A 22765-nucleotide genomic window follows, 5' to 3' on the forward strand; every position below is an offset into this window, starting at 1 on the left:
TAGTCATTGCTAGCCCTTAAAGACACAGGTGCAAGAAAATGAACAAGAGAAGCTTTGCAACCATAGACGGCAATGAGGCTGTTGCCCAAGTCGTCTATCGACTTAATGAAGTCATTGCGATTTATCCCATTACTCCTTCTTCACCAATGGCTGAGTGGGCGGATACTTGGGCTAGTGAAAGCAAACCCAATATTTGGGGTACTGTTCCCTCGGTGGTACAGATGCAGAGTGAAGGAGGTGTGGCTGGTGCTGTACATGGGGCTTTGCAAACTGGTTCATTGACAACCACATTTACAGCATCACAGGGATTATTGTTGATGATCCCCAATATGTACAAAATTGCTGGGGAATTAACACCTACAGTATTTCATATTGCCGCGCGATCGCTAGCCGCCCAAGCTCTCTCTATTTTCGGCGACCACAGTGATGTCATGGCAGCGCGTGGAACTGGTTTTGCTATGTTGTGTGCCGCATCAGTGCAAGAAGCACAAGACTTTGCTTTAATCGCAACACGAGCAACCTTAGAATCACGAATACCCTTTCTACACTTTTTTGATGGCTTTCGTACCTCCCACGAAATTAACAAAGTAGAAACTTTAACAGAAAATGATTTGCGAGAGTTCATTCCCAATGAATTAGTATTCGCCCATCGTTCACATGCCCTCACCCCCGATAAACCCGTTTTGCGCGGGACAACACAAAATCCTGATGTTTACTTCCAAGCTAGAGAAACTATCAATCCTTACTATCTAACTTGTGCAGATATCACCCAAAAAGTCATGGATGAATTTGCCCAAATGACTGGGCGACAATACCAACTCTTTGAATACCACGGCGACCCAGCAGCAGAACGAGTCATTGTGCTGATGGGTTCCGGTTGTGAGGCAGTACATGAAATAGTCAATTACCTCAACGCTAATGGTGAGAAAGTAGGCGTTTTGAAAGTACGACTATATCGCCCTTATGATGCGATGCGATTTGTCGCCGCTTTGCCAGCAACTACCCGTAGCATTGCAGTTTTAGACCGCACCAAAGAACCAGGCGCATCTGGTGAACCCCTCTACCTTGATGTAGTTACAGCTTTGTATGAAGTATGGGGAGCAGGGGAAAAATTAGGATTAGATTCCCCTCTGCCCCTCCGCCCCTCAGTCACTGAGCGTAGCCGAAGTGCTGCCCCTCTGCCTCAAGTCGTCGGTGGTCGCTACGGTTTATCTTCTAAAGAATTCACGCCAGCAATGATTAAAGCTGTCTTTGATAACCTGGCTGCGGCTGAACCAAAAAATCATTTTACTATCGGCATTAATGATGATGTTACCTACACCAGTTTGAATTATGACCCTGACTTTAGTATTGAACCAGACACCACGGTAAGGGCGATTTTTTATGGTTTGGGTGCAGATGGGACAGTGGGCGCTAATAAAAACTCAATCAAAATTATTGGAGAAGAAACAAACAATTATGCTCAAGGCTATTTTGTCTACGACTCTAAGAAATCGGGTTCCGTCACCGTTTCGCATCTACGCTTTGGTTCACAATTAATTCGCTCGACCTATTTAATCAGCAAAGCTAACTTTGTTGCTTGCCATCAATGGGAATTTATTGAAAAATTTCCTATCTTGAAAGACATCGTACCAGATGGAACATTCTTAGTTAATTCTCCTTATGAAAAGGATGAAGTTTGGAATCATCTACCGCCATCATTACAAAAGCAAATTATTCAAAAGCATCTGAAATTTTATGTAATTAATGCCTATAAAGTTGCTCGTCAAGCGGGCATGGCTGGCAAAATCAATACGGTAATGCAGGTTTGTTTCTTCGCCTTATCGGGTGTAATAGCACGAGAAGAAGCGATCGCAGAAATCAAAAACTCTATTCGCAAGAGTTACGGCAAGAAAGGCGACGAAATTGTGCAGATGAACCTCAAAGCAGTAGATACCACTTTAGAAAATTTGTTTGAAGTGGGAAATAGGGAATTGGGAATAGGGAATGGTAAAGAAAAACAATCTCCAATTCTTGATGCTGCACCCCCATTTGTCCGTGATGTTCTTGGTAAAATGATTGCCCGTAAAGGGGATGAACTCGCAGTTAGTGCTTTACCAGCAGATGGTACTTATCCCACTGGTACAGGGAAATGGGAAAAGCGTAACATTGCCCAGGAAATACCCGTTTGGGATACAGATGTCTGCATTCAGTGTGGCAAGTGCGTCATGGTATGCCCTCATAGTGTCATCCGTAGTAAAGTTTACGAACCGCAGCAGTTAGAAAATGCACCATTGATGTTTAAGAGTGCCAATGCCAAAGACCATGATTGGCAAGGTTTGAAATATACTATCCAAGTGGCAGCAGAAGATTGTACTGGCTGCGGAATTTGCGTAGATGTTTGTCCGGCGAAGAATAAATCAGAACTACGCCGCAAAGCAATCAATATGGAACCGCAAAGACCATTACGCGAACAAGAACGGGAAAATTGGGATTTCTTTTTGAGTATTCCTAATCCAGATAGAAGTCATTTGAAGCTGACTCATATTAACCAACAGCAAATGCAAGAACCGTTGTTTGAATTTTCTGGGGCTTGCGCTGGTTGTGGCGAGACACCTTATATTAAGTTAGCAACACAGTTATTTGGCGATCGCATGATTGTTGCCAACGCCACTGGTTGTTCTTCTATCTATGGCGCTAATTTACCGACCACACCTTGGACGCACAACGCCGCAGGACGTGGCCCGGCTTGGTCAAACTCCTTATTTGAAGATAACGCCGAATTTGGCCTCGGTTTTCGCATTTCGATTGATAAACAAGCAGAATTTGCCGCAGAATTACTCAAAGACCTGATAACAGATGTGGGTGAGGAACTGGCAAATAGTATCCTCAATGCCCAACAAAAAGATGAAGCTGATATTTGGGAACAGCGAGAACGGATAGAATTGCTGAAAAAACGGTTAGATGAAATCGTCAATCATCAACCAAACCCCAATCTAAAATCTAAAATCCAAAATCTCAAATCCTTAGCTGATTATTTAGTGAAAAAGAGCGTTTGGATTATCGGTGGCGATGGCTGGGGTTACGATATCGGCTTTGGAGGATTAGATCACGTCTTAGCCAGTGGACACAACGTTAATATTCTCATTCTCGATACTGAAGTTTATTCCAATACAGGTGGACAAATGTCTAAAGCCACTCCCAAAGCAGCTGTAGCCAAATTTGCATCCGGGGGTAAAGCTGCGCCTAAAAAAGACTTGGGTTTAATGGCCATGACTTATGGCAATGTCTATATTGCCAGCGTCGCAATGGGCGCACGAGATGAACACACTCTCAAGGCATTTCTAGAAGCTGAGGCTTATCAAGGCCCATCGCTAATTATTGCCTACAGCCATTGTATTGCCCACGGGATCAACATGAGTACAGCAATGCAGAATCAAAAAGCTGCTGTCGATTCCGGTCAATGGTTGCTGTATCGGTTTAATCCAGACCGCATCAAGCAAGGAGAAAACCCACTACAACTTGATTCACGCACACCAAAGTTACTGCTAGAGCAATATATGTATCTAGAAAACCGCTTCAAAATGTTGACTAAGAGTAACGAAGAAGCGGCACAGCAATTACTTAAAGAAGCTCAAGCAGATGTGAAGACCCGTTGGCAGATGTATCAATATTTAGCTGCAAGAAATTATTGAAAACTGGAGTCATCATAATGGATTTAACTACAACTTATATGGGAATGAAATTGCGATCGCCTTTTGTTCCCTCTGCATCCCCTCTATCAGAGGATATTGACAACATCCAACGCATGGAAGATGCAGGTGCAGCCGCAGTGGTGATGCATTCATTATTTGAAGAACAGTTGCGCCTAGAACGTTATGAACTCCACCATCACCTCACTCAAGGAACTGAAAGTTTTTCTGAAGCCTTAAGTTACTTCCCTAACTCAGCTAGCTTTCGGGTAGGGCCAGAAACTTATTTAGAGCATATTCACAAAGCCAAGCAGACGGTGAGCATTCCAATTATTGCCAGTCTCAATGGCTCATCTGTTGGTGGGTGGACAAACTATGCCAAACAAATTCAGCAAGCGGGAGCAGACGCACTGGAATTGAATATTTATTATGTCCCTACTGATATAGAACTAACAAGCAATGAAATTGAGCAAACCTATATTGATATTCTTTGTGCAGTCAAAGCAGCAGTAACTATCCCCATAGCAGTCAAACTCAGCCCATACTTCACCAATATGGCAAATATGGCAAAACGTTTAGATGAGGCGGGTGCTGATGCTTTAGTACTATTTAACCGCTTTTACCAGCCGGATATTAATCTCAATCTCCTTGATGTTGAACCCAATGTACTGTTAAGTACACCGCAATCAATGCGATTACCTCTGCGATGGATTGCCATTCTCTATGGTCGTATTCATGCCGATTTAGCAGCAACAAGTGGTATTCACAAAGGTGATGATGCGCTAAAAATGCTCATGGCTGGTGCCAAGATAACGATGCTTTGCTCGGTACTGCTACGACATGGGATCAACCACATTAGAGTCATCGAGCAGGAAATGCGCGAATGGATGCAAAAACATGAATACGAATCAGTCGAACAAATGCAGGGGAGTATGAGTCAAAAGCATTGTCCAAATCCCAGCGCTTTTGAACGTGCCCAATATATGCGTTCTCTTGCCACTTATAAACCTGAATGGGCAACAATTCACGACACTTCGTATTACTTCGGTTAAAAGTTTAACGTGTCGCGGAAGTCCCCACCCGTGAATTCGAATTGAGGGTGGGGAGTGTGGGAAGTGTGGGGAGTGTGCGGGGTCAGATTTCTTCCCCATCCTCCCACACCTCCCACACCTCCCACACCTCCCACACCTCCCACACCTCCCACACTCCCCTGCCTACAGTATCGTGAGAAATCCGGGATTTCCCCCTGCCCCCCACTCCCCTGCCTCTTTTTCAATTACCTTCTTCCGCACTTGCTATTTCTAAAAGAGTTTTCAATACGGAGTCAGGGTTAAGACTGATAGAATCAATACCTTGCTGAACCAGAAATTGGGCAAATTCTGGATAGTCGCTCGGTGCTTGACCGCAAATACCAATTTTACGTCCGTGCTTTTGAACTGTGGCTATGGCTTTGGCAATCATCAGCTTCACCGCTTCATTCCGTTCATCAAATAAATGCGCTACTAATTCCGAATCTCTATCTACTCCTAATGTCAATTGTGTCAAGTCATTCGAGCCAATTGAGAAACCATCAAAAATTTCACAAAACTCATCTGCTAATTGCACATTACTAGGTAACTCGCACATCACATAAACTTGTAAACTGTTTTCTCCCTGCACCAAACCATGCTTGGCCATCTCTGATAGCACACGCCGACCTTCTTTGGGAGTCCGACAAAATGGCACCATTAAAATTACATTAGTTAAACCCATGCGATCGCGCACATTTTTCATCGCTAGACATTCTAAAGCGAAGCCTTCACGATAGCGTTCATCGTAGTAGCGCGAAGCACCACGCCACCCCAACATCGGGTTTTCTTCTTGGGGTTCAAACTGCTTGCCACCCAAAAGGTGAGCGTACTCGTTACTCTTGAAGTCTGACAGGCGCACAATCACAGGTTTGGGATAAAAAGCAGCTGCGATCGTGCCAATACCTTGAGTTAGTTTATCGATAAAGTATGCCGCTTTATCTTTGTATTGGGCAGTTAACTCAGCAATCTGAAATTTTGCAAACTCATCTTCTAATTTATCAAAGTGAATTAACGCTAGTGGATGCGTTTTAATATGATTAGCAATAATAAATTCCATCCGTGCTAATCCAACTCCATCATTAGGGATAGCGGCATAACTCAATGCTTCTTCTGGATTACCCACATTCATCATAATTTTGGTACGAGTGTGGGGCAAATTTTCCAATGCTAATTCTTTCACTTCATAAGGCAATAAACCTTGGTAAACTTTGCCAGTTTCGCCTTCTGCACAAGAAACAGTAATTTCTTGTCCTGTTTTCAAAACGGTGCTGGCATTACCACAACCAACTATTGCCGGAATACCTATTTCTCTAGCAATAATTGCACTATGGCAAGTACGCCCACCTTGATTAGTGATAATTGCACTAGCACGTTTCATGATTGGTTCCCAGTCAGGATCAGTGCGATTTGTGACTAGCACTTCTCCACGCTGAAACTGGTCAATTTGCTGCACATCCAGAATAACTCTGGCTTTACCTTGACCAATCATTTCACCCACACTCCGCCCTGTACTCAATACTTCACCTTTTTGTTGTAATTGATAAGTGCGGAGAACATTTTTTGATTTCTGAGATTGTACTGTTTCGGGACGCGCCTGCACGATAAAAAGTTCATTGGTAATCCCGTCTTTGGCCCACTCAATATCCATTGGTGTGTAGACACCACGAACTTTTGAGTAATGTTCTTCAATCAGGCAGCAAGCTTGGGCTAGTTGTAAAATTTCTTCATCACTAAGAGCATATTTTAAGCGATCGCTGGCAACAACACTGATATTTTTGGTCAATTTCGATCCGCCGACATCGTAGACCATCTTGATTTCTTTTGTACCCAGCCGTTTTTCTAAAATTGGGCGATATCCCTGCTTAAGTGTAGGTTTAAATACCAAGTACTCGTCTGGATTGACCGCTCCCTGTACTACATTTTCTCCCAAACCATAAGCAGCAGTAATCAGTGCTACATCTTGAAAACCTGTCTCAGTATCAATTGAGAACATCACACCAGATGTTGCTAGGTCAGAACGCACCATTTTTTGTACGCCTACTGAGAGGGCTATGCTAAAGTGGTCAAAACCTTTGAGTTCCCGGTAAGAAATAGCACGGTCAGTATAGATCGAAGCAAAGCACTTGTGACAGGCTTCTAGAATAGCTTGTAACCCGTGGACATTAAGGTATGTTTCTTGCTGTCCGGCAAAGCTAGCATCAGGTAAGTCTTCTGCTGTGGCACTAGAACGGACTGCGACATCAGTGTTTGTGCCATATTGTTTTTCAAGGTCTTGATAAGCTTGGGTAATTGCTTGTTGCAATTCTAGTGGAAATGGAGTTTGCAGTATTAAAGACCGTGCTTGCTGACCAATAAAATGGAGATTGTTCACATCTTCTACATTTAAATTGGCAAACAATTGCTGCAATTTAGGTTCCAAACCAGCTGAAGAGATAAAGTAGCGATAAGCGTAAGCTGTAGTGGCGAATCCTGTGGGAACTTTAATGCCTTTGGGTACAAGCTGTTGAATCATTTCTCCCAAAGAAGCGTTTTTGCCACCCACTAGGGGTATATCAGCAATTCCAACTTTGCTTAAAGGTAATACCAAGTCTTTGTCTTGAGAAAGTTGATGAGTAGTTTTTTGATTAACTAGTGCTTCTGGCATGGAAAATTTCCTTTTATCAAGCTAATCACGAGAGTTATAGTCGTTTCATACTTATGGTTATAGAAAGATTATTTGAGGAACTTGTGAGGGTATAGCTAAATAATTTACAGAAAAATACTGCAAATATTAGGTAAGTAGCCAATACTTTTCGGATAAACCCAACAATCTCTCTTTTGGTCTGGGCAAAGCTTACTGGGTTTGGGGTAAAGGTAAATTTAAACCCTTTCCCTTTCCCCTTTCCCTCAAAACCCGAAAAGTATTGGGTAAGTAGCTATGCTTAATTTACAAAGGTAGCTTTAAGTAAAAAATACTACCTGATCCTATTTTACTTTCAACCCAAATTTGCCCGTTGTGTTGCTCTACTATACTGCGACAAATAGCTAGACCTAAACCTGTTCCACCTTGCTTGCGAGAATCAGAAGCATCCACTTGATGAAACCGCTCAAAAATAGATTCTAACTTGTTATCAGGAATGCCTCTACCTTGGTCTTGTACCTTCAATAACACATCTGAAGTTTGACTATCTTTTCCTTTAATTTCTTCTACTGATATTGATACTGTAGACCCTTGATGTGAAAACTTAATCGCGTTACTCAGCAAATTAGTTAGTACTTGAATAATCCGATCTTTGTCAACTGTTAAGTTAATATTTTGAGGTAAGGCTAACAAATTTATTCCGGCATTGTTAGCCATTATTTGCATTAATTCTGTAGCTTCTGTTAATAAGTCAACAACATTAACTTGTTGTTTATTTAAAGTAATTTTTCCAGATTGTAGTCTTTCTAAATCTAAGATATCATTTACTAACCTGACTAAGCGCTCAGAGCTTTCTGAAACAATTTGAATGATGCGTTTACCCTTGTCAGAATCAAGTTTTACCAAACCAGTTTTCAATAAGCTTAAACCTCCTTGAATTGAAGTCATGGGTGTACGTAATTCGTGACTAACAACTGAGATAAACTCATTCTTGATTTTTTCTAAAGTATAACGTTGGGTGATGTCTTCACCAATACTCATAGTACCTACTATTGCGCCTTGTGAATCTTGTAGTATTGTATTATTCCAGGCAATTACACGTTCTTCTCTAGATTTAGTAATAATTTCGTTCTGGTAGTGAGAATGCAATTCTTGCTCTAACGTTTCTACAAAAATCTTTTGGATATTATCTTGCTGATATTGCGGTATAAAATTGGCAATCCACTCTTTACCTAAAATTTCTTCTTGGGTATAACCACTCAATTCTAAAAAGAAAGGATTAACGTATTCAACTTTCCCTGTCTTATCCAGTCCAATAACTAACAACTGCACATTTTCTAATAAGCTACGCCAACGGCGGTCTGCTTCACGCAGTTGAGCTTCAATTTTTGTTTGTTGGTTAATAGTTGCTGTCAGAATATTGATTAATCTATGCAAGTGTGTATTTGCTTGAGATAATTCAGCAGTTCGCTCTGCAACTTTAATTTCTAATTCTGCTTTTGCTTGCTGCAAAGCTGCTTCTGCTTGCTTGCGTTGGGTAATATCTAAACAAGTACCAAGCATGCGTAATGCTGTACCTTCATCGTCATAGATACATTCTCCTTTAGCTCCAATCCAGTGAATGCTAGCATCAGACCAAACAACTCTGTATTCCACATAATATTCAGATTTATTGTCTTTGGCACCTATTACTGCTTGGTGAACTGCTTCTCTATCCTCAGGGTGGACGTAGGTGAGAAAAGCTTCATAGCTACTTGTAAACGTACCTGGAGTTATACCAAATAATTGCTCTTGACGACTTGACCACTTGAGATGGTTAGTAAAAATATTCCAATCCCAAGTTCCTATTTGTGCTGCTTCTAAAGCTAACCTTAACCGTTCTTCACTTTCCTGCAAAGCAATCTCAGTCTGTTTTTCTTTAGTTATTTCTTTTAAAAAAATTGATATACCTCCCACAGAAGGATAAATGCGCTTTTGAAACCAGCGTTGGCTTGATGGATAAAATTTTTCTACTTGAATAAAACTTTGTTCATTTAAAGCTTGTAAATAATCATTATAAGAATTATGACTAAGTAAATCGGGAGATTCTTGCCAAATATTTTTACCAATTAAATCCTTTGCTTTCTTCCCGACAATTTCTGCTGCTTTTTGATTAACGTATGTATAGCACCAATTAGCATCAATTGCTACAAAAGCATCACTAATACTCTCTAATATATTAAATAAACGATTTTTGTTTGCTTCCGCTTCTGCACAAGCAGCTTGTTCACGGATTATCATCTGTGCTATTCTTTCTTCTGCTTGCTTGCGCTCTGTGATATTTGTTAGGGTCACTACACTACCAATAATTTGGTTGTCTAAATTTAATAATGGAGTAGCACTCAACAATAAATTGAATTTGCTACCATCTTGGCGGGTTAATAATACTTCTACTCCTTGGAAACATTGACCTTGTAGCAAGCTAGATAGTGAAAATACTTCTTGCTTTTGCTGGCAATTTGCTGATTTGTCAATAAATAAACATTTTTCTATATTTTGATAGCCATTACAATAACTACATTGCAGTGGAAACGACAAATCAAATTGTTGAAATAATGGATTATTACCACACAATTTCTGTGCTACTTGATTGGCGCGAATAATTTGCCAACTGCGATCGCATACAACGATTGCTTCGCCTGCTTGTTCCAGAATAGAATTTGCTAGTCTTTCATCTGCTACAATTTCCGCATTACGTTTTTGCTCGGTTAAGTCGGTTACTACTATGCAAGTAACGGCTATGTCGTCTATTTGCAATGGTTTAAAAGACAAATAAACAGGTATTTGAGTCTCATCCTCAGCAATTAAGTAAACTTCTCCTCGACAAAATACCTGTCTTGCTTGCTGAAATAATCCTTGAAATACCTGTTTTTCTTTTGGCGCTATGTAATCCTCAAAGTTAGAGCCGATTACTTTCTCTAGTGGCTTTTTGAGCATTACCGCTAACGGGTGATTACAGTAAAGAATTGTTCCGCGATCGTCTATCGTCACAGCGCCTTCATGCATCTCTTGCAAAAAAGCACGGTAAGGATAATCAGCATCTTGCAAAGTAAAAATTCGTTCTTCTTGAGTGCTAGATACAACTAAAGCATCTACCTTACCCATTCTGATAGCTCTAAAAGTCTCTTCTAATACTTGTATTTGATTACGTAGAGCTATATTTTCTAGTTCAAGTTCTTGGCGTGTCTTCACTGCAATCATCCTAAACAAATTTATAATCTGTAATAGCCTGCGGTGAGCCGTACTCTCCGAGAAGCCTCCCTGCGATCGTCTACATAATATAGGAATCCGCTTTGATTTTTAACTTAATTGCGTGGGAAGGCAATAGGCAATAGGAAAGAAGGTTTTTTGAGTTGTACGGACTTTTTTCAAAAATCAAATATTGAGTCCTATACTTGGCTCTAGCAATAAGCAAGCTATTTAGTTACTTCCATACTACACTAAATACACTCTAAAAATTATCTCAGTGATATTTGCTTATACTAATTTATAGAAAGTTTGTGAGGATTTTATGAAGGAGTGTAATCTTTTGTCAAAAATAATAGATTATGTTAATTAGTGGTAATTTAAAATGGCTATCATCTTCAACAAAGCTGTTGTGTTAACTCAGATTCGATTGTAGTGCTACCCCAAAATGCTCTAATAATAAATATCTGACACAATTACTGCCTTGCGACTATCAGACTTCTCCAAATAAATTCATTTACAGGAAAAATCCTCATCTTTATTAACCTCATTCTACTAATTAGCAAATTGGGAAGAATATTGAGTTGTGAGATATTTTTATGGCGATTTATATTGTATTTATTGAAATTTTTCCTTACTCACGAAATCTTCATAATTATTGTTTAGTATGTTATTGTCAGGGTATTATAATAATTTTCCTGCCATATTACTTGAAGTCATAATCAAAATAAAGTTTTCTAAAAAATACTAGGGTTTTGATTGATAAAAGTATCTGTAGACAAAAAGGGAGTGTCAAATATGACAAAAAGATTACTGGTAATTGATGATGAAGATAGTCTGCGGGAAATTATTCAAATCTCGTTAGAGTCAGTAGCTGGTTGGGACATATTAACAGCATCTTCAGGTAGCGAGGGAATAAAAATTGCAGAATCTGAGCATCCTGATGCCATTTTACTAGATGTAATGATGCCTGGTATGGATGGGCCGACTACTTTTAAGCAGCTACAGGCAACTGCTGCAACCTGTGACATTCCTACTATTATGCTGACGGCTAAAGCTCAACCTCAAGAACAACAGCAGTTGAGAAATTTAGGAGTAGCAGGGGTAATTACTAAGCCTTGTCTACCCCAAGAATTAGTTGATGACATTTGTAAGATTCTTAATTGGAATCCAGTTATCCATCTATAAACTAAACGACTTTTATAAAAGTATCAAAATGTAGACTACATTTTTAAAGACTCTACATAGATTATTCTATTAATGATGAAATGGCTAGTTCTCTCAATGTAAAACCCTCGCTAATTTTCAGCTTCAGGCAATTTTAAACTGGATTTTTACAAAGTCTCATTAAATTTTGTCTTGACGATCGCTGGAATAATGTCGCCAATGTAAGTACTAAGCGATCGCGCAGTTTCCACTAAAAAATTATTGGCATCTACAAAACATGGACTACAAGCCAAGACAGCCTCTAAAGGAACTGCTACAACTTGTCCATTTTGCCAGGCTACCATCTGTGCAGATTGCCCATCAGCTAATAAATCTACCGCAGCTTTGCCAAAAGCGGTTGCCACCAAACGGTCTAAAGCTGAGGGAATACCACCTCGCTGGATGTGTCCTAAAACGGAAACCCGAATGTCAATTTGATGGTTACTGCAACAGCGAAGCTCATCGGCAATATATTGACCCATACCACAGGATGGCTTTTCGCAGGATGGAGGACTAGATGAATCGGCTGCTATTTGAGCGCCTTCTGCCACAACGACAATTGCAAATCTGCGTTCCCAGCGATCGCGTAATTCTGCTAAATGTTCGCACACACCTTTAATTGTGTAGGGAATTTCGGGAATCAAAATCACATCTGCACCACCTGCAATACCGGAGTGTAGTGCTAAGTGACCTGCTTTGCGTCCCATAACTTCAACAATCATGACGCGATCGTGACTGGCCGCTGTAAATGTCAAACGATTTAGAGCATCAACAATCGTATTAACCGCCGTATCAAACCCAACTACTCTTTCTGTCTTCCCGACATCATTATCAATTGTTTTCGGAATGGCGATAAACTGCCAGTTTCCCTGGCTTTGTAGTTGGTTGAGAATTGCTAAACTGCCATCTCCACCAATACCAATTAAGGCATCTAGTTCTAAAGCATGATAGCCTGCAACAATCTCGTCAATATGAGCTAGAGTATCGCCTTTGTTGATGCTACCCAGAATTGTACCTCCCATATTCAGCAAGGGGTCAATTCCACGTAGGTCTAGACCATGTATCCTCAGAGGAATTGCCTTTCTCTCTAAAAGCCCTCTAGTTGCATAAGGGATACCCACTACCTGCCAGTTATAGGTGAGGGTGGCATGACTAACAACTGCCCGAATCACAGCATTAAGTCCGGGACAGTCGCCACCACTGGTAAGAATGCCAAGTCGTTTTTGCATAGTCATCACACCTCAACATTGAAGAAGGCAGGAGGCAGAAGGTTCAATTTAGAAGTGGATTCAACACCGTACTTAATTGAGGCCACAAAACAAGAAAATTTGGTGGGGGTCTTAAACCCAAGTTCGGTTCTCTACGAGACGCACTCGCGTTCGGTCACGGGCCAGAGGACACGAGTCAGAATTCCCTTCTGCCTTCTGCCCTCTGCCTTTCCCGATAAAAGTAGAGGAACCACTGACTACGTTCTATCTGTTGTAGCAGGTGGCGTGGCAGAAAGTAAGAGGCGGAAGATTAGGATTTCTTCTGCCTCGGCGTTTAAACCCTGTTTTGTCTATATCTTGAGGTTAAGCTAAAAATCTGTGGAAGTTGTGAGGACATAAACTTATAGCCTTGATAACGCGGCGAAAATTAGGCATTCTTTCCGAAATCATAAATCTTTTCTCTGGATCTCTGCGCCTGGAACCTGGTTAAATCATATCCTTATCCAGCAAAGCCAAAAATTTACTTACTCTCCTCACAAGTTTCTCAAATTGTTTTCTTATCATCAAAACTGTGAGACTCATAATATCCTGAAGAGAGGAGAGGCTCAAAGGATGAATTTAATATCTGGTGTTAAAAGTAACAACACAACAAAAATATCTTCTATAACTCATGGTGATAAGCGCTTTAAAATGCTGGAAGCAACGATCAAACGCCACCAGTATGAACAGGATGCACTCATTGAAATATTGCATAAAGCGCAGGAACTTTTTGGCTATTTAGAGAACGATATATTAATTTACATTGCTCATAGTCTCAAACTGCCACCTAGTCGAGTTTATGGTGTTGCCACCTTCTACCATTTGTTTTCACTTGCACCTAGTGGCGTGCATACCTGTGTGGTGTGTACGGGTACAGCTTGTTACGTCAAAGGCGCTCCAGCTATCCTGGCAAACGTAGAAAAATCTACTCACATTCACGCTGGTGAAACCTCCGCAGATGGTCAAATTTCACTGTTAACAGCAAGATGTCTGGGTGCTTGTGGAATTGCGCCTGCTGTAGTTTTTGATGGCACTGTTTTAGGCAATCAAACTGCTGAATCAGTCCTTGAGCGCATCAAAGGATGGTTGCAAGATGGATCTATCTGAATTAATTGAAATTTCCCAAAAAGAACGTGCTTTAGAGAAACCTGTGCAAATTCGCTGTTGTGTTGCAGCTGGTTGTCTATCTGCCAATTCACAAGCCGTCAAACAGCGTTTGGAAGAGGCTGTTATAGCAGAAAATTTGGCAGAAACAGTAGAAGTTCGTGGCGTTGGTTGTATGCGTTTGTGCTGTAAAGGCCCATTAGTACAGGTTCGGAAAAACACCGAACCAGAAAGTTTAGGTACGCTTTATGAGAAAGTTACACCTAGTGATGCTTCCTCAATTATCACTGCTCTCAATGGAGGAGAAACAATAGTTCAACAAGGTGATTTAACTCATCCATTTTTTACTGCTCAGATGCCGATTGTTTTAGAAAACAGTGGCAAAATCGACCCAGAACGCATTCAATCTTATATTGCTACCAAAGGTTATCAAGCACTTTACCATGTCTTACGGGAGATGACACCCAACGAAGTAGTAGATGCGATTACTCGCAGTGGTTTACGGGGACGTGGTGGTGCTGGTTATCCTACAGGTTTGAAATGGGCAACAGTTGCCAAAGCAAAAAGTAGCGAACAAAGCGATCGCAAATTCGTAATTTCTAACGCTGATGAGGGAGATCCGGGGGCATTTATGGATCGCAGCGTCTTAGAAAGCGATCCTCATCGGGTTTTGGAAGGAATGGCGATCGCAGCATATTCTGTAGGCGCAAATCAAGGCTACATCTACATTCGGGCAGAATATCCCATCGCTATCAATCGTCTGCAAACTGCCATTCGTCAAGCCCAACGCCTTGGCATCTTGGGCACTCAAATTTTCAACTCTCGATTTGATTTTAAGATTGATATTCGTATCGGTGCTGGGGCTTATGTTTGTGGTGAAGAAACTGCTTTAATGGCTTCTATTGAAGGTAAACGCGGCACTCCTCATCCCCGTCCGCCCTACCCTGCTGAGTCTGGTTTATGGGGTCATCCTACTTTAATTAATAACGTTGAAACCTACGCCAATATTGCACCCATTATTCGCAAAGGTGCTGACTGGTTCGCCAGCATTGGCACCGAAAAGAGTAAAGGCACAAAGGTTTTTGCATTGGCAGGCAAAATCCGTAACACAGGTTTGATAGAAGTACCGATGGGAACTTCATTAAAGCAGATTGTAGAAACAATGGGCGGTGGCGTACCAGATGGCGGTGTGGTAAAAGCAGTACAAACTGGCGGCCCTTCCGGGGGATGTATCCCAGCAACAGCTTTTGATAGTCCGGTAGATTATGAATCACTCACTCAATTGGGTTCGATGATGGGTTCCGGCGGCATGATTGTCATGGATGAAACTACCAATATGGTGGATGTCGCCCGCTTTTTCATGGAATTTTGTATGGATGAATCGTGTGGTAAGTGCATTCCCTGTCGGGTGGGAACGGTGCAGTTGTATCGGTTGTTAACAAAGATGAGTGAAGGTAAAGCATCTCTTGCTGACTTAGACTTGTTGGAAGAACTATGCGACATGGTGAAGCATACTAGTTTGTGTGGTCTTGGTCAGTCTGCACCCAATCCGGTATTTAGTACCTTACGTTATTTCCGTGATGAATATTTGGCTTTGATCAACAAACCCATTAGTTAAAGCTCATATTACAATACTCTGGACAAAATTAAGCAGCAATAACGCCGTAAGAACGTAGGTTTTGGTAGTTAACCTGAGTTCGGGATAAGAAATCCTCAAAAGCCTTGAATTATCGTTGTTCGGTCTAAAGCTCTGTTTTCATCTATTGTCAATAAGACATATTGCTGAGATTAGTTTCATTTGTGAACCTTATTGACAAAATGATTCCACTTTTATCCCTGCTTTGATCAATTCCAGTTTTATTCAATCCTGACAGAATAAGCTTTTTAGCTTCTGGCTTAACCCGAACTCAGGTTAGTTAGGATGGGATTTAATTACAGTCGGCGAGAGTTCTAACATTGAAATAAAAGTGTCGAGCAAATGGTCATTGAGTGCCCGTCGCTTGACACTCGCCATAGAAAAGATAAAGGGTTTTTGAGCAGACTGCTGTTGATGAGCATCGAGCAAGGCTTGATTTAAGGCAGTGAAACTGGCATTGAAATGAAAGTCAAGCTTTTTAACATCACGGGCTTGACAATCACTCAGCCCAGTAAACTGTTTAGCATCGCGGAAGATAAATTCGATTTGAAAACGCAGTTTGTAAAAACGATAAATATCGTCTGCGGATTGGTTGATATCTGTCGAGAATAAGACAGCATAACTCGGTTTGTCAGGGTGACGGTGGTCAAGTAAATAAACCAGACGGATCTTGCGCTTAAGTGAAATGTGCCATACAACTGCTGTGTAAAGCTCAATCCCTGATTGCAGTTCGCGTACCCAAGTTAAGCGAGTAGGAGCGGCTAGATCAACTTTGCCATCATATTTGCGTTTAGCTCCCCGTGCTTTCTGTTCACCCTCGAATACATATCGTAGATTTGCGTCTCGGCGCAGTTTACTAATTACATCTAGCTTCAGTGCTCTGACTCCCTTGACAAATGGCTCTTTGGCATATGCTCCATCCACAGCAAGGTAGCGAACTTGGGGAGGTAATTGAGGTTGAGCAATTTCCAGGTGGTGGAGATAGTAGTCCATCCGCGTCAGTTCTGGACATTCGCCTTGGTCAAATGTTTGTTCAGCAAGCAGACTATAGGCCACTTCCGTTTCTACATCTACTACCGCCACCAAGGATATCTCTAATCCTCTCTCGACTCGATTGTGACTGCCATTATAAAATTGGTCGTATCCATTGGTCTTTTTCCCGCTTTTAGCAATGAATGAACAATCCATCACGGCAATCATCGAGTGCTCAAGAGACGTTGCTGCTTTGATTAGTTCCGCGTTGAACCAAGCGTTGTCAAACTGTTTTTTAAACTGTCGGCGATAACTTCTCTCTGTTCGTTGGCTGTAACGGCTCAAGTTGGTAAAGTTTACCTTGCCACAGGCAATTAGAATCGTCGCAAACAGCGTTGTCAATGCTTTTATCTGTGGTTTATGGAAAATCCCCATTTTGCTCAGTAAGCTTTGTACAATTTCCATATGGCTATCGAGTCGGTGCAAGTTTTTTCTAATCAGCACCTTAATGGCTCGATAGCTTTCTTGTCTATTCCCTCAACTAAAAATTGTCCGGAGTATTGATATTAGAGAGTGTGACTAAGTTAGTCACCTTAATTAAACAATGTGTGTTCGTCTTCAAGGGATTTAATATTGATGCATTTTTTGATGATATATCTGATGCTAGATTACCGTTTTTGCCGACAGGGAATTTGAATAATAAACTCTGCACCCTGTCCAGGTGCTGAAATGCACTCTATTGTCCCGTGATGTTTGTCTACTACAATTTGATAAGTGATTGATAATCCTAAACCAGTACCTTGTCCTACAGGTTTAGTAGTGAAAAAAGGATCAAATATTTTTTGTCTGATATTATCACACATACCAACCCCATCATCCCTAATGAAAATAGCGACTAAATCAGGATTCACTAGTTCGGTACGAATAGCGATCGCACTACAATCACTCTGAATTTCCTCTGCTGTTTTTCCCTGATTTGACCTTTCTAAAGAATCAATCGCATTATTCAGAATATTCATAAATACCTGATTGAGTTGCCCAGCATAACATTCCACGTTTGGCAACTCACTATAGTTTTTGATAATCTCAATTGCAGGCTTACCTGGTTTGGCTTGAAGACGGCTTTGCAAAATGAGTAACGTACTCTCAATTCCCTGATGAATGTTAACAGGTTTCATATCAGCCTCATCTAACCGAGAGAAATTACGCAATGTCAGCACAATTTCTCGAATGCGTTGCGTACCAATTTTCATCGAAGCTAAAGTTTTAGGTATATCTTCTTTAATAAAATCAACATCAATATTCTCTAAAAACTCTTCAATCTCTGGTACTACATTGGGATAGATATTTTGATAAATATTAATTAAACTAAGTAAATCCTGTGTGTAATTATTAATGTGATCTAAATTGCCATGAATAAAGCTTACAGGGTTATTAATTTCATGAGCAATACCAGCAATCATTTGACCCAAACTGGACATTTTTTCTGTCTGAATAAGTTGAGCTTGAGCTAATTTTAATTCATGCAGTGTTTGATTTAACCGCACATTTTTTTCATTTAGCTCTCTCGTTCTTTCCTCAATTTTTTCCTCTAAATTGGCGTAGAGTCGGGCATTTTCTAAAGAAATAGCTGCTTGCGAAAATAGTATTTTTAATACTTGTATTCTATCCGATGTAAATGCTCCCACTGTTAAATTATTTTCTAAGTAAAGTAAGCCAATTAGTTTGCCTTGATTCACAATAGAAGTACACATAAGAGATTTTATACGATGCTCAATAATGTACGGGTCTATCGTAAAACTTCCTTCACTACTGGCATCAGATAAAACCACATCTTTTTTTGTTCTTGTGACATAATTAATTACAGATACAGGCAATTTCTGGCTATTTTCGACTGGTATTGATTGACCAACAGTTAAATCATCTTGGTCTACATCTGCTTGAGCCTCAATAAATAATTTTCCTCCTTTATCTAAAAGCAAGATACCAGTTTGAGCGCCAGCATTCTCAATTACAATTGTCATTAATTTTTCTAGCAAACTTTCCAATAAAATTACTTCTGATAAAGCTTGCGATGCTTTAATAACTGTAATAAAATCTAGTCCGCTTGACTTTTCATTAGCAGTAGAAGTAGTAATAGTATTACTTGTAAAGCCTAGTTGAGAGTGAGTGGAAACCTTAGCAATTAATTCTGGGTATTTTGATTCCAGATCCTTAAATTTAGCACTTGCTCCCCAACGGCGATAACCATAATGTGCCTTTGTCATGTAGAGGGAGGCAAATTCATTTCTTCCTAGACTGAGATAAAATTCTGCCGCACATTCATAAGCTAGCGCCTCTTCATGAATATATCCAAAGTTATGAGCGCCTTGAATCGCGCGATCGTAGTGTTCCATTGCTACTAAGATTTGTCCTAAAAATCGTGCTTTTTCTGCTTCTACTAGATCGTATTTGTGCTGATTATTTGCAGGTGCATGATCTGCCCATTCTTTTAATTGTCTTTGATTTTGTTCTACTATCTCTATATCAGCTTTTGTATCTATTTGAGAAGTAGTCTTTAAAAATAAGGCTAACAATGCCAGAGAATAATAAAATTTATATTCACATAGATAAACAGTCCCACCAACGGCAACTTCATACTGTTGTGCTAATTGAGCATTTTTAACAGACTGGCTATAATCTTTAAAGAAATAACTCAAAATGCTTTTGGCAAGATAACTATAAAAGATAGCTGTAATATTTCCTGCCATTCTCTGCATTACAGATTCATTAAAACTCTCACCTTCTAAGTAAGATTCATTATCAGTCCCTTGAACTAGTTCGATTATCATTTGTTTTAAAATAAGCAAACAAATGGTAAAATGCTCTTGTTTTATCTTGTGTGCTAAATTAATATATTGTTCTAGTCTTTGTTCAACAATCTCTAAGTTTTCTCCAACCCAAAAAGGATGCCAACAAACTAATAATCCATTGTAACCTACATACTCAATATCACCTGTATCTAAACCACTTTGAACACCATCTTGTAAAGGTTCTATAGTTGCTTTAATATGTTCTTTCCAATGTCTAACAAAAATATTAAATAGTGCATAAACTTTAGATTTGATTTCTCTAGCGTTGAATTTATCTAAAATCTGCAAAGATAATTTACCAAATCTATAACCTGATTCAATCTCCTTAAGAGGCCCACATAAAATTAGCCCATAAAAACCATAGGCGTAAGCTGCAAAAGATGAATTGCCATACTGCACACATAAATCAACCATCGTAAAAGCAATCAATGGTAAAAGTGCAGGATCAGCTAAATAAGCGGGAGGCATAGCTGTCATTAGTATCCTCATAGCAGCTAGCTTATGAGCATCAGTCATTTCTGGCAGATTGACTAATTCTTCAACTTTTAACTCTGCTGGTGGAGTTTGAGATAAAGAGACTCCCAGCATCTCTAGCACCTGCAAATCTAAATCTAATGCTTCTCGCATTTGATTTTGAGCAACATAAAACTGAATTTTTTTCTCATATACTTTAACAGCATCAAGAATAGTTTTACTATTGCTTATAACACTGATAAACAATGCTTCTGCTTGCTCAAAATTTGTATTTAAATACTCTGCTTCTACAGTTTCTACATGGAGGTTAAGAGTTAATTCATAATAATTTTGCCAACAATCGACTGCAAGTAAACTTAGACCTTGCCTCAGAAACTTTACAGCAGATTCGTAAGCAGCAGAATCCTTAGCTTTTCGTCCAGCGATAAGATTTAACTTAGCTATTTTATATCTTTCTTCTAGAGAGGTAATCAGTTCGATACCGATATTGAATTGGTTAACAATATCGAAGATTCTTTCTTCTAGCAAACTTTCATCTATATTCTTTAATAGCAGTCTACCAATATTTAAATGAATCTCTTTTTTCTGCTCATCGGGTATCAAAGCATAAGCCGCTTGTTGCACGCGATCGTGAAGAAATTTATAATCAATTACAAAAATATCAACATAATCTAATAGATGTGGTAATTTATAATTATCGCTTAAAGGTAGAATTAAACCAGCTTGTAATGCTTCCCAAATCTCCAAAGCTGTGTCATTATGAGATTTTTCGTTAACACAAGAAAGTATATTTAAATTAAATCGATTGCCAATACAGGCAGCTATTTTTAAAATATTTTGTGTAGTGTCTTTGAGCTTCTGAATTTTACCTATCATCAATTCAACAACATTCTCAGTAATTTCTAGCGCCTGAATGTGCTGAATGTCCCATTGCCATTGACCAGTAAGAAAATCAAACAAAAGTAAATTTTCTTGATGAATAAACTTGAGTAATTGATTGATAAAAAATGGATTGCCAGCAGTTTTATTGAAAATCAATTTTGCTAATTCTTTGGAGTTCTCTAAACTAGATTTTAGAGTGTCGCTAACCAATTTACAAATATGAGTAATTTTTAGATTTTGACAGTGAATAATCTGTACAGGGCTATTATTTTTTTCAATTTCCTGCAAAACTAGCATTAAAGAATGGCTAGCATCAACTTCATTATCTCGATAAGCTCCGATGAGCAATAAATATTGGATTTCAGCATCTGTAATCAATAACTGAATTAATTTTAATGAAGCTAAATCTGCCCATTGTAAATCATCTAAAAATACAACTAATGGATGTTCTTTTTGAGCAAACACATTGATAAACTTTTGAAAAACCAAGTTAAAGCGATTTTGTGCTTCTGCTGAAGCTAGTTGTGGGACTTCTGTTTGTTTCCCAATAATCAGTTCTAGTTCAGGAATGACATCAATAATAATTTGAGCATTCGGGACTAAAGCCTCTAAAAGTTTTTCTTTCCAAGTAGATAGTTGTGCTTCACTGTCTGTCAGTAATTGCTGCATTAACTCTTGAAATGCTTGAATCAGGGAAGCATAAGGAATATTGCGCTGAAATTGCTCAAATTTACCAGCAATAAAATAGCCTCTGTTTTTGATAACAGGTTTATGAATTTCGTTAACTAATGCTGATTTACCAATACCTGAGTAACCTGCAACCAATATTAATTCTTTATTTCCTTGATTAACTTTTTCAAAAGCATTCATTAAGATATCTATTTCTGCTTCTCGTCCATACAACTTTTCGGGAATTTGCAGTTGGCTAGAATGATCATGCTGACCAATAGCAAACTTGGTTATAGAGTTAGTTTGCTCTAATTGAGCGAGACAGGTTTCTAAATCCGCTTTAATACCAAAAGCACTTTGATATCTTCCCTCAGCAGTTTTGCTGAGTAATTTCATAATAATTGCAGAAATTACTTGAGGGATTTGTGGATTTAATTGTTCTACTGCTATGGGTTGTTTAGCAATATGACAATGAACTAACTCCATTGGATCGGTTGCTGAGAATGGTAACTGACCTGTGAGCATTTCATAAAAAGTTACACCCAAAGAATAAAAGTCTGTGCGGTAATCAACTGACCGATTCATTCTTCCCGTTTGCTCTGGAGACATATAGGCTAGAGTTCCTTCAAGCAAACCAGGATTACTGAGTTTGGGTTTCTCTTGAAAAAGTAATGATGAGATAGAAAAATCAATGATTTTAACTTGACAGGTTGCTAAATTAACAATAATATTTTGTGGTTTAATATCTTTATGGATAATATAACTTTGATGTAATTCACCTAAAGCTTGAGTAATTTGAATGCCTATATTGAGAAAATTTCGTAACTCAATTTTTTCTGTCTGGATAGTTTTGTAGAGAGAAATGCCATCAAAGTTTTCTAAAACAATAGCAAAACCATTGTTGTATTTTTCTAAACTATGAGCTTGAATAACTCCTGGGATATCTAAATCTTTGATTAGCTCATATTCATGTTTAAAGGCTGCTATATCTCTTAGCTCAGGGTATTCTGTTTTTAAAAGCTTAATAACTACTATTTGACCATCTTGATTTCTCCTGGCTCGATAAACAGCAGTTTTTATCCCTTCATCAATTAATTCTATAATTTGATAATTTGATAATGTAATCATTGGCAATAC

10 protein-coding genes are annotated in these 22765 nt (G+C 39.4%); 5 read left to right on the plus strand and 5 right to left on the minus strand.

Annotation, left to right across the window (positions count from 1 at the left end):
• The first annotated feature begins 38 nt into the window (after positions 1-38).
• Complete coding sequence (nifJ, locus tag ACFFRD_RS19590; protein WP_392482828.1) at positions 39-3674, plus strand: pyruvate:ferredoxin (flavodoxin) oxidoreductase; 3636 nt, start codon at positions 39-41, stop codon at positions 3672-3674.
• A gap of 17 nt (positions 3675-3691) precedes the next feature.
• Complete coding sequence (locus tag ACFFRD_RS19595; protein ID WP_392482829.1) at positions 3692-4723, plus strand: dihydroorotate dehydrogenase-like protein; 1032 nt, start codon at positions 3692-3694, stop codon at positions 4721-4723.
• 220 nt (positions 4724-4943) lie between these two features.
• Here ACFFRD_RS19595 and ppsA read toward each other — a convergent pair whose 3' ends face one another.
• A complete protein-coding gene (gene ppsA, locus ACFFRD_RS19600; protein ID WP_392482830.1) occupies positions 4944-7385 on the minus strand; it encodes a phosphoenolpyruvate synthase in 2442 nt (813 codons plus the stop codon).
• Positions 7386-7667: 282 nt separating this feature from the next.
• The gene (locus tag ACFFRD_RS19605) at positions 7668-10592 is read right to left on the minus strand and encodes a PAS domain S-box protein (RefSeq protein WP_392482831.1); all 2925 of its coding nucleotides are present in this window, start codon (positions 10590-10592) and stop codon (positions 7668-7670) included.
• A 792-nt stretch (positions 10593-11384) separates the two neighbouring features.
• Here ACFFRD_RS19605 and ACFFRD_RS19610 point away from each other — a divergent pair.
• A complete protein-coding gene (locus ACFFRD_RS19610; RefSeq protein ID WP_392482832.1) occupies positions 11385-11774 on the plus strand; it encodes a response regulator in 390 nt (129 codons plus the stop codon).
• A 146-nt stretch (positions 11775-11920) separates the two neighbouring features.
• On the opposite strand, the gene ACFFRD_RS19615 is transcribed toward ACFFRD_RS19610, so the two are convergent.
• Complete coding sequence (locus ACFFRD_RS19615; protein WP_392482833.1) at positions 11921-13021, minus strand: ATP-dependent 6-phosphofructokinase; 1101 nt, start codon at positions 13019-13021, stop codon at positions 11921-11923.
• 591 nt (positions 13022-13612) lie between these two features.
• On the opposite strand from ACFFRD_RS19615, the gene hoxE reads away from it, so the two are divergent.
• Both hoxE and nuoF read left to right on the plus strand, forming a co-directional pair.
• A complete protein-coding gene (gene hoxE, locus ACFFRD_RS19620; protein ID WP_392482834.1) occupies positions 13613-14146 on the plus strand; it encodes a bidirectional hydrogenase complex protein HoxE in 534 nt (177 codons plus the stop codon).
• Positions 14133-15761 (plus strand): NADH-quinone oxidoreductase subunit NuoF, encoded by a 1629-nt coding sequence (gene nuoF / locus ACFFRD_RS19625; RefSeq protein WP_392482835.1) that lies wholly within the window; start codon positions 14133-14135, stop codon positions 15759-15761. The genes hoxE and nuoF overlap by 14 nt, the downstream gene beginning before the upstream one ends.
• A gap of 294 nt (positions 15762-16055) precedes the next feature.
• On the opposite strand, the gene ACFFRD_RS19630 is transcribed toward nuoF, so the two are convergent.
• On the minus strand, positions 16056-17153 hold the full coding sequence (locus ACFFRD_RS19630; protein WP_392482836.1) for a transposase: 1098 nt from the start codon (positions 17151-17153) through the stop codon (positions 16056-16058).
• 266 nt (positions 17154-17419) lie between these two features.
• Positions 17420-22756, minus strand: a complete 5337-nt coding sequence (locus ACFFRD_RS19635) for an AAA family ATPase (protein ID WP_392482837.1) — start codon at positions 22754-22756, stop codon at positions 17420-17422.
• Between the last annotated feature and the right edge of the window lie 9 nt (positions 22757-22765).

The organism is Nostoc sp. C110, from assembly GCF_043099725.1.
Taxonomy (GTDB): Bacteria; Cyanobacteriota; Cyanobacteriia; order Cyanobacteriales; family Nostocaceae; genus Nostoc; species Nostoc muscorum_A.